Annotated in this window: 13 protein-coding genes; 8 read left to right on the plus strand and 5 right to left on the minus strand. The window is 69.9% G+C overall.

What is annotated here, in order from left to right:
- The first annotated feature begins 18 nt into the window (after positions 1 to 18).
- Together DCE93_RS02220 and DCE93_RS02225 are read left to right on the plus strand one after the other, a co-directional pair.
- The gene (locus tag DCE93_RS02220; protein WP_108594445.1) at positions 19 to 888 is read left to right on the plus strand and encodes a sugar phosphate isomerase/epimerase family protein; all 870 of its coding nucleotides are present in this window, start codon (positions 19 to 21) and stop codon (positions 886 to 888) included.
- Positions 885 to 1,934 (plus strand): sugar phosphate isomerase/epimerase family protein, encoded by a 1,050-nt coding sequence (locus DCE93_RS02225; protein WP_108594446.1) that lies wholly within the window; start codon positions 885 to 887, stop codon positions 1,932 to 1,934. The genes DCE93_RS02220 and DCE93_RS02225 overlap by 4 nt, the downstream gene beginning before the upstream one ends.
- A 10-nt stretch (positions 1,935 to 1,944) precedes the next feature.
- Here DCE93_RS02225 and DCE93_RS02230 read toward each other — a convergent pair whose 3' ends face one another.
- Positions 1,945 to 2,664, minus strand: a complete 720-nt coding sequence (locus DCE93_RS02230) for an amidase domain-containing protein (protein WP_168186157.1) — start codon at positions 2,662 to 2,664, stop codon at positions 1,945 to 1,947.
- Between the two features lie 194 nt (positions 2,665 to 2,858).
- Here DCE93_RS02230 and DCE93_RS02235 point away from each other — a divergent pair, with 194 nt between their 5' ends.
- The 4 genes from DCE93_RS02235 to DCE93_RS02255 all read left to right on the plus strand — a co-directional run bounded on the left by DCE93_RS02235 (position 2,859) and on the right by DCE93_RS02255 (position 7,204).
- Positions 2,859 to 3,212: a hypothetical protein gene (locus DCE93_RS02235; RefSeq protein WP_108594448.1), complete on the plus strand. Its 354-nt coding sequence runs from the start codon at positions 2,859 to 2,861 to the stop codon at positions 3,210 to 3,212.
- A gap of 26 nt (positions 3,213 to 3,238) precedes the next feature.
- The gene (locus DCE93_RS14740; protein WP_108594449.1) at positions 3,239 to 4,327 is read left to right on the plus strand and encodes an alpha/beta fold hydrolase; all 1,089 of its coding nucleotides are present in this window, start codon (positions 3,239 to 3,241) and stop codon (positions 4,325 to 4,327) included.
- Between the two features lie 472 nt (positions 4,328 to 4,799).
- Positions 4,800 to 5,549 carry a response regulator transcription factor gene (locus DCE93_RS02250; protein ID WP_108594450.1) on the plus strand — a complete coding sequence of 250 codons (750 nt, stop codon included), beginning with the start codon at positions 4,800 to 4,802 and terminating at the stop codon, positions 5,547 to 5,549.
- Positions 5,546 to 7,204 carry a sensor histidine kinase gene (locus tag DCE93_RS02255; protein ID WP_108594451.1) on the plus strand — a complete coding sequence of 553 codons (1,659 nt, stop codon included), beginning with the start codon at positions 5,546 to 5,548 and terminating at the stop codon, positions 7,202 to 7,204. Before DCE93_RS02250 ends, DCE93_RS02255 begins: the two co-directional genes overlap by 4 nt.
- A gap of 143 nt (positions 7,205 to 7,347) precedes the next feature.
- Here the strand turns inward: DCE93_RS02255 and DCE93_RS02260 are convergent, their stop codons facing one another.
- The 3 genes from DCE93_RS02260 to DCE93_RS02270 all read right to left on the minus strand — a co-directional run bounded on the left by DCE93_RS02260 (position 7,348) and on the right by DCE93_RS02270 (position 10,073).
- Positions 7,348 to 7,833 (minus strand): MarR family winged helix-turn-helix transcriptional regulator, encoded by a 486-nt coding sequence (locus tag DCE93_RS02260; protein WP_146184919.1) that lies wholly within the window; start codon positions 7,831 to 7,833, stop codon positions 7,348 to 7,350.
- A gap of 10 nt (positions 7,834 to 7,843) precedes the next feature.
- Positions 7,844 to 9,604 (minus strand): MDR family MFS transporter, encoded by a 1,761-nt coding sequence (locus DCE93_RS02265; protein WP_420836959.1) that lies wholly within the window; start codon positions 9,602 to 9,604, stop codon positions 7,844 to 7,846.
- 79 nt (positions 9,605 to 9,683) lie between these two features.
- Positions 9,684 to 10,073, minus strand: a complete 390-nt coding sequence (locus DCE93_RS02270) for a RidA family protein (protein WP_108594453.1) — start codon at positions 10,071 to 10,073, stop codon at positions 9,684 to 9,686.
- A 309-nt stretch (positions 10,074 to 10,382) separates the two neighbouring features.
- Between DCE93_RS02270 and rplJ the strand changes: the two genes are divergently transcribed.
- Positions 10,383 to 10,898: a 50S ribosomal protein L10 gene (gene rplJ / locus DCE93_RS02275; protein WP_108594454.1), complete on the plus strand. Its 516-nt coding sequence runs from the start codon at positions 10,383 to 10,385 to the stop codon at positions 10,896 to 10,898.
- Positions 10,899 to 10,948: 50 nt separating this feature from the next.
- The gene (gene rplL / locus DCE93_RS02280; RefSeq protein WP_108594455.1) at positions 10,949 to 11,338 is read left to right on the plus strand and encodes a 50S ribosomal protein L7/L12; all 390 of its coding nucleotides are present in this window, start codon (positions 10,949 to 10,951) and stop codon (positions 11,336 to 11,338) included.
- 104 nt (positions 11,339 to 11,442) lie between these two features.
- On the opposite strand, the gene DCE93_RS02285 is transcribed toward rplL, so the two are convergent.
- On the minus strand, positions 11,443 to 11,889 hold the full coding sequence (locus DCE93_RS02285) for a DUF805 domain-containing protein (RefSeq protein ID WP_108594456.1): 447 nt from the start codon (positions 11,887 to 11,889) through the stop codon (positions 11,443 to 11,445).
- Positions 11,890 to 11,897: the final 8 nt, after the last annotated feature.

Here is an 11,897-nt window from a genome sequence, read left to right on the forward strand (position 1 = left end):
CGCTCGCAAGGAGGCAGCATGCGCCGCATCATCGGTGTGAACACCTGGGTCTGGACCTCGCCGCTCGACGACGAATCGCTCGCCGAGATCGCGGCGAAGGCTGCGGGACTAGGCTTCGGCGCGATCGAGCTGCCGGTCGAGAGCCCTGGCGACTGGTCGCCGGATGCCGCGGCGGAGATGCTGCGCGACCACCGGCTCGCCCCCGTGGTGATCGGCGCGATGGGCCCGGGCCGAAACCTCATCGCCGCTCCGGGCTCCGAGGTCGTGGCGACCCAGAACTACCTCGTGCACTGCGTCGGCGTCGCCGAGCGGCTGGGCGCCCGCATCGTCGCCGGCCCGTTCACCGCGGCCACCGGCCGTGCCTGGCGCATGGACGCCGAAGAGCGCGTCGCCCGCTACCGCGAACTGCAGGCGAGCCTCGGCCCGGTCGTGCGGGCGGCGGAGCGCAGCGGCATCCGGCTCGCGGTCGAACCGCTGAACCGCTACGAGACGAGCCTCGTCAACACCGTCGAGCAGGCGCTCGAGGCACTCGGGCCGTTGCTCGGGCCCGGCCTCGGCCTCGCGCTCGACAGCTACCACCTGAACATCGAGGAGAAGCACGTCGGCGACGCGATCCGCCTGGCGGGGGAGCACCTCGCCTACGTGCAGGTCTGCGGCAACGACCGCGGCGCGGTGGGCGACGACCACACCGACTGGCCGGCCTTCCTCGACGCCCTCGACGACGTGGGCTACAGCGGCCCCCTCGGCCTCGAGAGCTTCACCGGCGACAACGACACCATCGCGGTCGCCGCCTCGGTCTGGCGACCGCTCGCGGCATCGCAAGACGAACTCGCGGCACGGAGCATCCGCTACCTGACCGCCCTGCAAGACGAACGGGAGCGACGATGAGCGACCAGCAGCACGCGGGCGAGACGGATGCCGCGGCATCCGCGACCCGGCCCGTCACCCTCTTCACCGGTCAGTGGGCAGACCTGCCCTTCGCGGAGGTCGCGCGCCTCGCCGCGGAGTGGGGCTACGACGGCCTCGAGATCGCCTGCTCTGGAGACCACCTCGACCTGAAGCTCGCCGAGGAGGAGCCCGGCTACCTCGACGAACGGCGCGAGATCCTGAAGCGCCACGGCTTGCAGGTGCACGCGATCTCCAACCACCTCACGGGCCAGGCCGTGTGCGACGACCCCATCGACTTCCGGCACGAGGCCATCGTGCGGTCCTACACGTGGGGCGACGGAGACGCCGAGGGGGTCAGGCAGCGTGCCGCCGACGACATGAAGCGGGCGGCGAGGGTCGCCCGGTCGCTCGGCGTCGACACGGTGGTCGGGTTCACCGGCTCGGCCATCTGGCCGTTCGTGGCGATGTTCCCGCCCGTGCCCGGCTCGGTGATCGATGCCGGATACGAGGACTTCGCGACGCGGTGGAACCCCATCCTCGACGTGTTCGACGCCGAGGGCGTGCGGTTCGCGCACGAGGTGCACCCGGGCGAGATCGCCTACGACTACTGGAGCTCGGTGCGCGCACTCGAGGCGATCGGCCATCGGGAGGCCTTCGGCTTCAACTGGGATCCCTCGCACATGATGTGGCAGCAGATCGACCCGGTGGGATTCATCCTCGACTTCCAGGACCGCATCTACCACGTCGACTGCAAGGACATTCGCTTGCGTCCGGCCAACGGCCGGGCGGGCGTGCTCGGCTCGCACCTGCCGTGGGGCGACCCGCGCCGCGGCTGGGACTTCGTCTCCACCGGTCACGGCGACGTGCCGTGGGAGGATTCCTTCCGCGCGCTCGATGCGATCGGCTACACGGGGCCGATCTCGGTCGAGTGGGAGGATGCCGGCATGGACCGCCTGCACGGCGCGGCCGAGGCGGTCGGATTCATCCGCTCGCTGCTCTGGCCGAAGCCGACCGCGTCGTTCGACGCGGCGTTCTCGAACCAGTAGCCGGGCTCCGCTACTCGGGGATGCTCCAGTAGTACGCGACCCCGCCGGGGTGCAGCTCGGTGATCGCGTAGTCGACCGATCGGTCCCAGGTCGGGTCGGTGTGGCCGGCGTAGAGGATCGTGACCGAGCCGTCGGCATCCGTCTCGACCGACGTCACGACGCCGGTGTGGTCGCGGTCGCCCGAGTCGTCCCAGTCGAACTGCACGACGTCGCCGACCTTCACCGAGGCGCGCTCGGCGTCGGTCAGCGCCGTCGCCCGCTCGGGGTGCTCCTCGAGGTAGTCGCGCATCGCCGTCGAGCTGATCCAGGCGTCGGCGTGGCCGTAGGCGTCGCCCGACTCGTCGAACCACCACTCCTCGTCTTCGACCCACCCTCGCGCGAGCAGGGTCTGGCTCGTGAAGTTGACGCAGTCGTTCTCGTCGAGGTAGCCGTAGGTGTCGCTCTCGGTGTCGTCCCAGTGCTTGTGGGCGTAGGTGAGCTGCGCGGCGATGCCGGGGCTCAGTGAACTCGTGTCGAGCTCTGCGACCGGGGTGCCGTCGGCGCCGTCGCCCGCGGCACGCTCGTCGGCCGACGCCGAGTCGGCGGCTTCGTCCGTCACGGGCCCGCCGGCCCCTTGCCCAAGCGACCACGCGATGGTCGCCCCTCCGGTCACGAGCAGCACGGCGGCGATCGCACCGACGATCAGAGCGCGACGGCGGCGGAATACACGGGTCTCGACGGGATGGGGCATTCGATCCACCGTATGGACCCTGCCTGAGCATCTCCCGAACGGGGTGCGGCGTGGGAGGAACGGCCTCCGAAGATGGCCCGAACCGGCCATCCGAAGGTGGCCCGAACGCGCGATGCCCTCGGTCGGCGGTGGGGGTGGAATCGGAGGTGTCCGCTCGCCCCGCACGGGGCCGGAAATCCAATCAGGGAGTCATCATGTCGACGAACGCCAGAGCCTCGATCGCCTTCGGCCGCAAGCGCTGCCTCTACCGCGTGCTGTTCGACGCCGGCCCGGTGGATGCCGCGACCTTCGCCGCGCTGTCGGGAGTGTCCGAGAGCAGCGCGCGCGTCTGGCTCGATGAACAGCTCGATGCCGGAGTGCTGCGCGTCGTGCCTGCGCCCACGGGTGATCGCGAGGAGCTGCTGCTGCCGGGCGAGTACGTGCCGATCCTCCTCGGCGATCACGGCGAGGCCGAACTCGACGGTGCTCGGCGGCTCCTCGCCGAGCATCGCGGCGAGCTGCCGCAAGTGCTGGTGGAAGAGCGGGAGCCGGCCGCAGCCTTCCGTTGAGGTGGGCGGTGGATCAGACTTGGGGCGTGGAACCCGAGGACCAGATCGTCCGCTACACGGAGCACGGCGGGGCGTCCATCGCGTGGTCGGCCGTCGGCCGGGGCCCGCCGCTCGTCATCGGCGGCTGGTGGTCGAGCCACCTCGAGCTCGACTGGCGCAACGCCGGGTTCCGACGCTTCGTCGGGTCGCTCGCCCGGCATCGCACCGTCATCCGCTACGACCGGCCTGGCACGGGACTCTCCGATCGTGACGCGCCGCCCGCCCGCTCGCTCGATGAGGAGCTCACCACCCTCGAGGAGCTCGTCGCGGAGGCGACGCCGGGGGCCGCACCGATCGCGCTCTTCGGTGCATCCTCGGGCGGGGGAGTCGCGTCGCTCTTCGCCGCGCGGCATCCCGAACGTGTCGAGCGACTCGTCTTGTACGGCGCCTACGCCCGCGGCGTCGACCTCGCGCCGCCCGAGGCGCGAGCGGCGATGCTCGCGATCATCGACCGGCACTGGGGGCTCGGCTCGCGCGTGCTCGCCGAGCTGTTCCTGCCCGACGCGACCGCAGAGGAGCGCGCCGAGTTCGTCGAGTTCCAGCGACGATCGGCATCACGCGAGGTCGCCCTCGCCTCCCTCCGCGCCGTCTACGACTTCGACGCGACCGAGCATCTCGGCGAGGTGCTCGCGCCCGCGCTCGTGCTGCACCGCCGCGACGATCGCGCCATCCCGTTCGCCCTCGGCAAGGATCTGGCCGGCCGCATCCGCAATGCCCGGTTCGTCGCGCTCGACGGCGTCGATCACTTCCCGTGGCGGGGCGACTCGCGCGGGGTCGTGCGCGAGACCCTCGCCTTCCTCGGTGTTCCGGCCGAGGCGGCTGAGGCGGCCGAGGCCGGGAGCGCGTCGGGCGCGGTGAGCGCGGTGAGCGCGGTGAGCGGGCCGACCCGGCTCACCGACCGCGAGCGCGAGGTGCTGCGGCTCGTCGCCGCCGGTCGGACCGACGCTGAGATCGCCGCGCACCTCGTGCTCTCGCCGCACACCGTGCATCGGCACATCGCCAACATCCGTACGAAGCTCGGCGTGCCGTCGCGCGCCGCGGCCGCGGCACTGGCGCTTCGCAACGGCCTCATCTGAGCGCCCACTCGCTGCTCCTGTCCGCCCGAGAGCTCGCCGGGCACCTGCGCCGTGCCGATGTTCCGCTCATGCATGGCGCGGGCACTGCCGATGCCATCCCGGGGCGACGTCGTTGCGCGTTCTCCGTGCAGCCTGCAGGGGATTTCGGCCCATGGGGCTTCCTGGCCACTCATACTCGTGATTCCCCTGCATCGGGGCGAGGGGCGAGGGATGCAGGGTGAGGGGTGCAGGGCGAGGGAAGCAGGGTGAGGGGTGAGGGGTGAGGGGTGAGGGTGAGGGCGAGGGGCGAGGGGCGAGGGGCGAGGGGCGAGGGGCGAGGGGCGAAGGGCGAGGGGCGAGGGACGAACGGCGTGGGGGATGCATCGCGGATGCGATGGGCGCGATGCATCGTGCGGTGCGGTCGGCGAGGGACACGAGGCATCCGCTCATCGTTGTCATAGGAAACGCATAGCTCCGCGCGGATACTGGAGACATGAGCATGAGCACCACGCCACCACCGAACCGCGCGCCGGCGATCGCGAAGAGCGACGGTTCGATGGTGCGCGTGCTCGTGGTCGACGACGAGCACTCGCTCACCGAACTGCTCAGAATGGCCCTGAAGTACGAGGGGTGGGACGTGCGCACCGCGGGCGACGGCCTCTCGGCTGTGAAGATCGCCCGTGAGTTCCGCCCCGATGCGATCGTGCTCGACATCATGCTGCCCGACATCGACGGCCTCGAGGTGCTGCAGCGCGTTCGCGCCGACGGCACCGAGACACCCGTGCTCTTCCTCACCGCGAAGGATTCGCTCGACGACCGCATCGCCGGGCTCACCGCGGGCGGCGACGACTACGTCACCAAGCCGTTCAGCCTCGAGGAGGTCGTCGCTCGCCTGCGCGGCCTCATCCGTCGCTCGACCCTCACGCTCGCGCAGGCGAAGGACCCGGTGCTCGTCGTCGGCGACCTGACCCTCGACGAGGACTCCTATGAGGTGGCGCGCGGCGGCACCCCCATCGAGCTGACCGCCACCGAATTCGAGCTGCTGCGCTTCCTCATGCGCAACCCGCGGCGCGTGCTCTCGAAGGCGCAGATCCTCGACCGGGTCTGGTCGTACGACTTCGGCGGCAAGGAGTCGGTCGTCGAGCTCTACATCTCGTACCTGCGCAAGAAGATCGATGCTGGCCGCGAACCGATGATCCACACCGTTCGCGGCGCCGGCTACATGCTGAAGGCCGCCGGATGACCCGGCCGGGCGATCCCGGCCACGCGGCCTCGGCCCGGGCGGCGCGCACGGCATCCCGCACCGAACCGACTCATTCGGACGGCGACACGCCCCCGGCCGCGGACGCGCCCACCGCCTCGCCCACTGCCTCGGCCACGGCCCCGGCCGAGGGCGCCGAGCGCGCCGAGCCGCCCCGACGCACACCGAGGACCCTTCGCCGCCGACTGCTCGTGATCCTCACGACACTGCTCGTGGCCGTCTCGGCGCTCGTGGGCGTCGCGAGCATCGCGGTGTTCCACACCTCCTCGGTCGAGCGACTCGACGTGAGCCTGCGCTCGGCGGCCGATCGCGCGACGCTCGCCCAGGAGCAGTCCGAGGCGCAGGGGCTGCCGACCGACCCCGCCGCAGTTCCCGACCTCTTCCTCAGGGTGCCCGGCCAGCCGGCGGGCACGCTCGCGGCGATCATCACGCCCGACGATCGCGTCTTCGCGAGCTACATCGGGGCGAGCGGAGCCGTGCCGCGGCTCGATGCGAAGGCGCGCGCCGCGCTCGCCGAAGTGCCCCGCGACGCTTCACTGCACAGCATCACGGTCGGAGCGTTCGGCGACTACCGCGCGCTCGCCGTTCCGGTCGATCAGTACACCGCGGTGTTCGCGCTGCCGCTCGCCGACGTCAACGCCCAGACCTCGCAGCTCGCCTTCACGATCACCGCGATCGCACTCGCCGGGCTCGCCGTCGCCCTCGCCGCCGGCTGGATCGTGGTCACCCGCGCCCTGGCCCCGCTCGCCCGGGTCACCTCGACGGCGCAGCGCGTCTCAGAGCTGCCGCTCGATCGCGGCGAGGTCGACCTCACCGAGCGGGTCGCCGACGTCGACGAGCGCACCGAGGTCGGCCGGCTCGGCGGTGCCTTCAACCGCATGCTCGGCCATGTGGCATCCGCCCTGTCGGCGCGTGAGCAGAGCGAGCAGAAGGTGCGACGCTTCGTCGCCGATGCCTCGCACGAGCTCCGGACCCCGCTCGCCTCGATCCGCGGCTACGCGGAGCTCACTCGGATGCACGGCGGAGAGCTGCCGCCCGACGTCATGCACGCGATCGGCCGAATCGAGTCGGAGTCGGTGCGCATGACCGAACTCGTCGAGGACCTGCTGCTGCTCGCCCGGCTCGATGAAGGGCGGGAACTGGCCGCGCGTCCCGTCGACCTCGGCCGAGTCGTGGTCGAGGCGCTCGGCGATGCGCAGGCCGCCGGCCCCGATCACGAGTGGGAGGTGCGACTGCCGGATGCCCCGGTGATCGTCAGCGGCGACGAGTCGCGGCTGCGCCAGGTCGTGACGAACCTGCTCGCGAACGCCCGCGTGCACACACCGGCCGGCACCGCCGTGGTGGCGTCGCTCGAGCACGATGGCGACGACGTGGTGCTCACGGTGGACGACGACGGTCCCGGCATCCCGCCGGCACTCGCCGACTCCCTCTTCGAGCGCTTCGCACGAGGTGACTCCTCGCGTTCGCGCGTTGCGGGCAGCACCGGTCTCGGACTCGCGATCGTGCGCGCGGTGACGCTGGCGCATGGCGGCACGGTCGAGGTCGAGAGTGAGCCCGGTCGTACGCGGTTCGCCGTGCGGCTGCCCGCCGCGCCGCTGCCCGCCGTGCGGCCTGCGCCCGACGTGCCCGCCCGGTAGGGGCCGCCCGAGTCCACGTCGGAGTGAACGAATCGCGTCGGAGGGAGCGAATCCGCTGCCTCCGACACGATTCGTTCACTCCGACGGATGCCGCGGGGCGGTACCGCGTGGGATGCCGCGGGGGCGGCGTGGTGCCCGCGCGCTCAGTCGCTGAGGCGGCCGAGCAGTTCGGCGAACTGCCGGATCTCGTGCGGCTCCCAGGTGGCGAGCCGCTCGTAGAGCTCCGCCTGGCTCTCCGCCCGGATCTCGGCCACCCGTGCGGCCGCCTCGGGCGTCGCGGCGAGCACCCGCGCGCGGGCATCGTGTTCGTCGACGTGCGACTCGATGAGCTCGAGTTCTTCGAGCATGCGGATCTGGCGGCTCAACACGCTCTTGTCGACGTGCAGTTCCTCGGCGAGGGCGCCCGCATGTGCGGGCCCCCTCGCGGCGAGCGTCGAGACGACCTTGTAGCCGAGCGGGGGCAGATCGGGATGCAGCTTGGAGGCGTAGAGCTTCCAGTTCGCGCGCACCCGGTGGAAGAGCCGGCCGAACTGCAGCTCGACGGCGGCGATGGCGCTCGAGGCGTCGCTCGAAGCGGCGCTCGAGCCATCGTTCGCGGCCCGGTCGTCGAGCGCGGGTTCGGCGGTCATGCCGACCATTTTAAGCGCGGCCGCCCTTCGGGCCCGCATCGGCGTCGACCGTGGGCAGCGCCGCGGTGACGGGCACCGCGACGGAGCCCTCCGCCACCTCGAACAGCTCTTCGCCCGCCTGCTCGAGCTCGCGCTCGAGCGGGGAGCCCGAGCGCTGCTCGGCCTTCGCACGCTGGATCGCGCTCTGCGTGCCGAGGTCGGCGTTCGGAAGGAAGATCACCGCGATGAGCGTGATGATCGCGAGCGGAACCGCGGCCAGGAAGACGTTGCCGACACCCGTGCCGTAGGCCGATTCGACCACGACCCGCATGAAGTCGGGCAGTGCGCTGATCTGCGGGATCGACCCGGAGCCGAGGGACTGCACCGCTTCGGCCTGCTGCTCGGGCGGGAGCCCGGCGATGCCGGTCTTGATGTTCTCGGCCACGGCCGTGCCGAGGATCGAGCCCATCACCGAGACGCCGATCGTGCCGCCGAGGCTGCGGAAGAAGGTGACGGCGCTCGTGGCGACGCCCATGTTCTTCACCGCCGTGGTGTTCTGCACGACGAGCACGAGGTTCTGCATGACCATGCCGACGCCGGCGCCGAGCACGAACATCGAGATGCCCACGTACCAGAAGTCGGTGTCGTAGTGCAGGCGCGAGAGCAGCAGCACGCCGGCGGTCAGCATCACGCTGCCCACGATCATGAAGGACTTCCACTTGCCGTGACGGCTGATGAGCGCGCCGACGATGGTGGAGGAGATGAGCACGCCCGCCATCATCGGGATCGTCAGCAGGCCCGACTCGGTCGGCGTGGCGCCGCGTGCGAGCTGCATGTACTGGCTGAGGAACACCGAGGTGCCGAACATCGCGACGCCGACCGAGAGCGAGGCGACGACCGAGAGGGTGAAGGTGCGGCTCTTGAAGAGCGTGAGCGGAATCACCGGCTCCTTCACCTTCAGTTCGACGATGACCGCGACGACGAGCAGCAGCGCGGCCGCGCCCACCATGAGGAGGCTCGGTGCGGAGATCCACTCGAACTCGTTGCCCGCGAAGGTGACCCACAGCAGCAGCAGCGAGACGCCCGCCGAGATGAGCACGATGCCGAAGTAGTCGATCGAGACCTTGGTCTTCGGCCGCTTCGGGAGGTGGAGGGTGCGCTGCAGCAGGATGAGTGCGGCGACCGCGATCGGCAGTCCGACGAAGAAGTTCCAGCGCCAGCCGAGGGTGTCGGTGATGACGCCGCCGAGCAGAGGGCCGCCGACGGTCGCGACGGCCATCACCGCGCCGAACAGACCGGCGTACTTGCCGCGCTCGCGGGGGCTGATGATGTCGGCCATCACGATCTGGCTGAGGGCGGCGAGGCCACCCGCGCCGAGCCCCTGGAAGACGCGCATCGTGATGAGGGTGCCCGCATCTTGGGAGAAGCCGGCGAGCGCCGAGGCGACGACGAAGATCACGAGGGCGAGCTGCAGCAGCAGCTTGCGGTTGAAGAGGTCGGCGAGCTTGCCCCAGATGGGCGTGGAGACCGTCGTGGCGAGCAGGGTCGCCGTGACGACCCAGGTGAACGCCGACTGGTCGCCGCCGAGGTCGGAGATGATGACGGGCAACGAGCTGCCGACGACCGTGGAGGCGATCATCGAGACGAACATGCCGAGCAGCAGGCCGGAGAGGGCGGTGAGCACCTCGCGGTGGGTCATGCCGCTTTCGGTCAGTTCAGCGGATGCCGCGGTGCCGGAGCCCTTCTCCGGTGCGGACTTCTTGGGCGCGCGATTGCGCGAGGCGAGTGCCATGAGACTCCTGAAATTGATTGACTATTGTCAACTATAACAAGATAGTGGACATTCGTCAACTAATGTCAGCGTCGGCGCATCACTCGATGACCGCGGTCGCCTCGAGTTCGACGAGGGCGTCGGGTCGGCCGAGCGCGGCGACGATCAGCACTGTCAGTGCGGTCGGATGCGGCCCCCACACGCGCGCCGACGCGGCGTACCCGTCGTCGACCGATTGCCCCGCCGCCAGGTACACCGCCAGTCGCACCACGTTCCTCTGGTCGGCACCGACCTCGGCGAGCACGGCGAGCACGTTCTTCAGTGCCTGCTCGGTCTGCGGGCCGAGGCCGCCCGGAACGATCGCACCCAGGGCATCCGTGCCGTTCTGGCCGCCGATGTGCAGGGTGCGGTGCGCGCCGCTCACCAGCACTCCCTGGCTGAAGGCCGGATTGGAGTGCAGCGAATCGGGGTTCAGGTGTGTGATCTCCATGCTGCGAGTCTTCTCCTGTCCGCCGACATCGGCCAGCCCGCTTCGGCTGGGGGCCGCGATTTGCGAGGGGCCGGGGCATCCGTTAGCCTGTACGGAGCCGAAGACCGCTGGTTGTCGTGCGCCTCGCAAGAAGCTCACGACCGAAGTCTTGCGAAAGCAAGGGCCCGCGCAGGTGTGACGAAGACTTCCGAGTGATCGGGCCGAGCTCCGCGCAACTGCGCCGGAGCTTTTTTCTTTTCCCACGAACGTTCCAGCGCTCCAGGCCGTGCACCGCTTCCGCGATGCACGTTGAAGACACAAGGAGTGGCCATGGCGAACAAGGAAGCCTCGGTTGCCGAACTCACGAACCTGTTCGAGAGCTCGACCGCCGTTCTGCTGACCGAATACCGCGGCCTCACTGTTGCCCAGCTCAAGACGCTGCGCAAGTCCATCAGTGAGGACGCGAGCTACGCCGTGGTGAAGAACACGCTGACCAAGATCGCAGCGAACAAGGCCGGAATCTCGTCGTTCGACGACGAGCTCGCCGGTCCGTCCGCGATCGCATTCGTGCACGGTGACCCGGTCGCCGTCGCGAAGGCCCTGCGTGACTTCGCCAAGGCGAACCCCCTCCTCGTGGTCAAGGGCGGCTATTTCGATGGCAAGCCCCTGACCGCAGAAGAGGTAGGCAAGCTCGCCGACCTCGAGTCCCGCGAAGTGCTGCTGGCGAAGCTCGCCGGTGCCTTCAAGGCCTCGCTGTTCGGAGCCGCATATCTGTTCAACGCACCGCTGTCGAAGGCCGTTCGCACGGTCGACGCGCTGCGTGAGAAGCAGGAGTCCGCTGCGTAGGCGCGAGCCTCTCAAGCGGTGAGTAACCAAAGAATCTAAGGAGAAGAATCATGGCGAAGCTGTCCACTGAAGAGCTGCTCGAGCAGTTCAAGGGCCTGACCCTCATCGAGCTCTCGGAGTTCGTCAAGGCATTCGAGGAGACCTTCGAGGTCACCGCGGCTGCCCCCGTCGCCGTTGCCGGCCCCGCTGCCGCAGGCGGCGGCGCTGCTGCTGAAGAGGCCGAGGAGAAGGACTCCTTCGACGTCGTGCTCGAGGCTGCAGGCGAGAAGAAGATCCAGGTCATCAAGGTCGTCCGCGAGCTCACCTCGCTCGGCCTCGGCGAGGCCAAGGCCGTCGTCGACGGTGCTCCCAAGGCCGTGCTCGAGGGCGCGAACAAGGAGACCGCCGAGAAGGCGAAGGCTGCCCTCGAGGAAGCCGGCGCAACCGTCACCCTCAAGTAATCGCCGCCCTCGCGAGAGGGTCGCAGCTTGAGGTGACTCGCGTCACCTGAACACACGGATGCCCCGTGGCTCACGAGCCACGGGGCATCCGTCGTCTCACGCCGTCAGCGGTCGAAGCGCGCGCCCGCCGGGTCGGAGGGCAGCAGGAAGAACACGAGCAGGATGATGCCGCCGATGAACGGCACGAGGCCGATGAAGTACCACCCGCCCGAGCGGTTCGTGTCGTGCAGGCGACGCCAGGCGAGGGCCAGCCACGGAATGAACGTCGCGAGCGCCCAGATCGAATAGGGGATCACGGCGACTGCGAACCCCGGGCCCGGCACGATCATGCCGTTGTCCGAGACGGTCGAGCCCGCGGCCCCGGCCGCGGCTGCGATGCCGTAGAGCACGCCCGCGACGATCGTGTTGATGAGGAACCACCACCAGAACTCGCTGCGGCTGGCTCGGCCCGAGAACGTGGCGTACTTCTTGAAGAACCTGCTGATCGCCTGCCCGAAGGATGCTCCGTAGAGCGGTGCTGACAGGGGAGCTGCTGAGATGTTGACGGTCATGTGACTCC

The organism is Agromyces badenianii, assembly GCF_003070885.1.
Lineage (GTDB): Bacteria > Actinomycetota > Actinomycetes > Actinomycetales > Microbacteriaceae > Agromyces > Agromyces badenianii.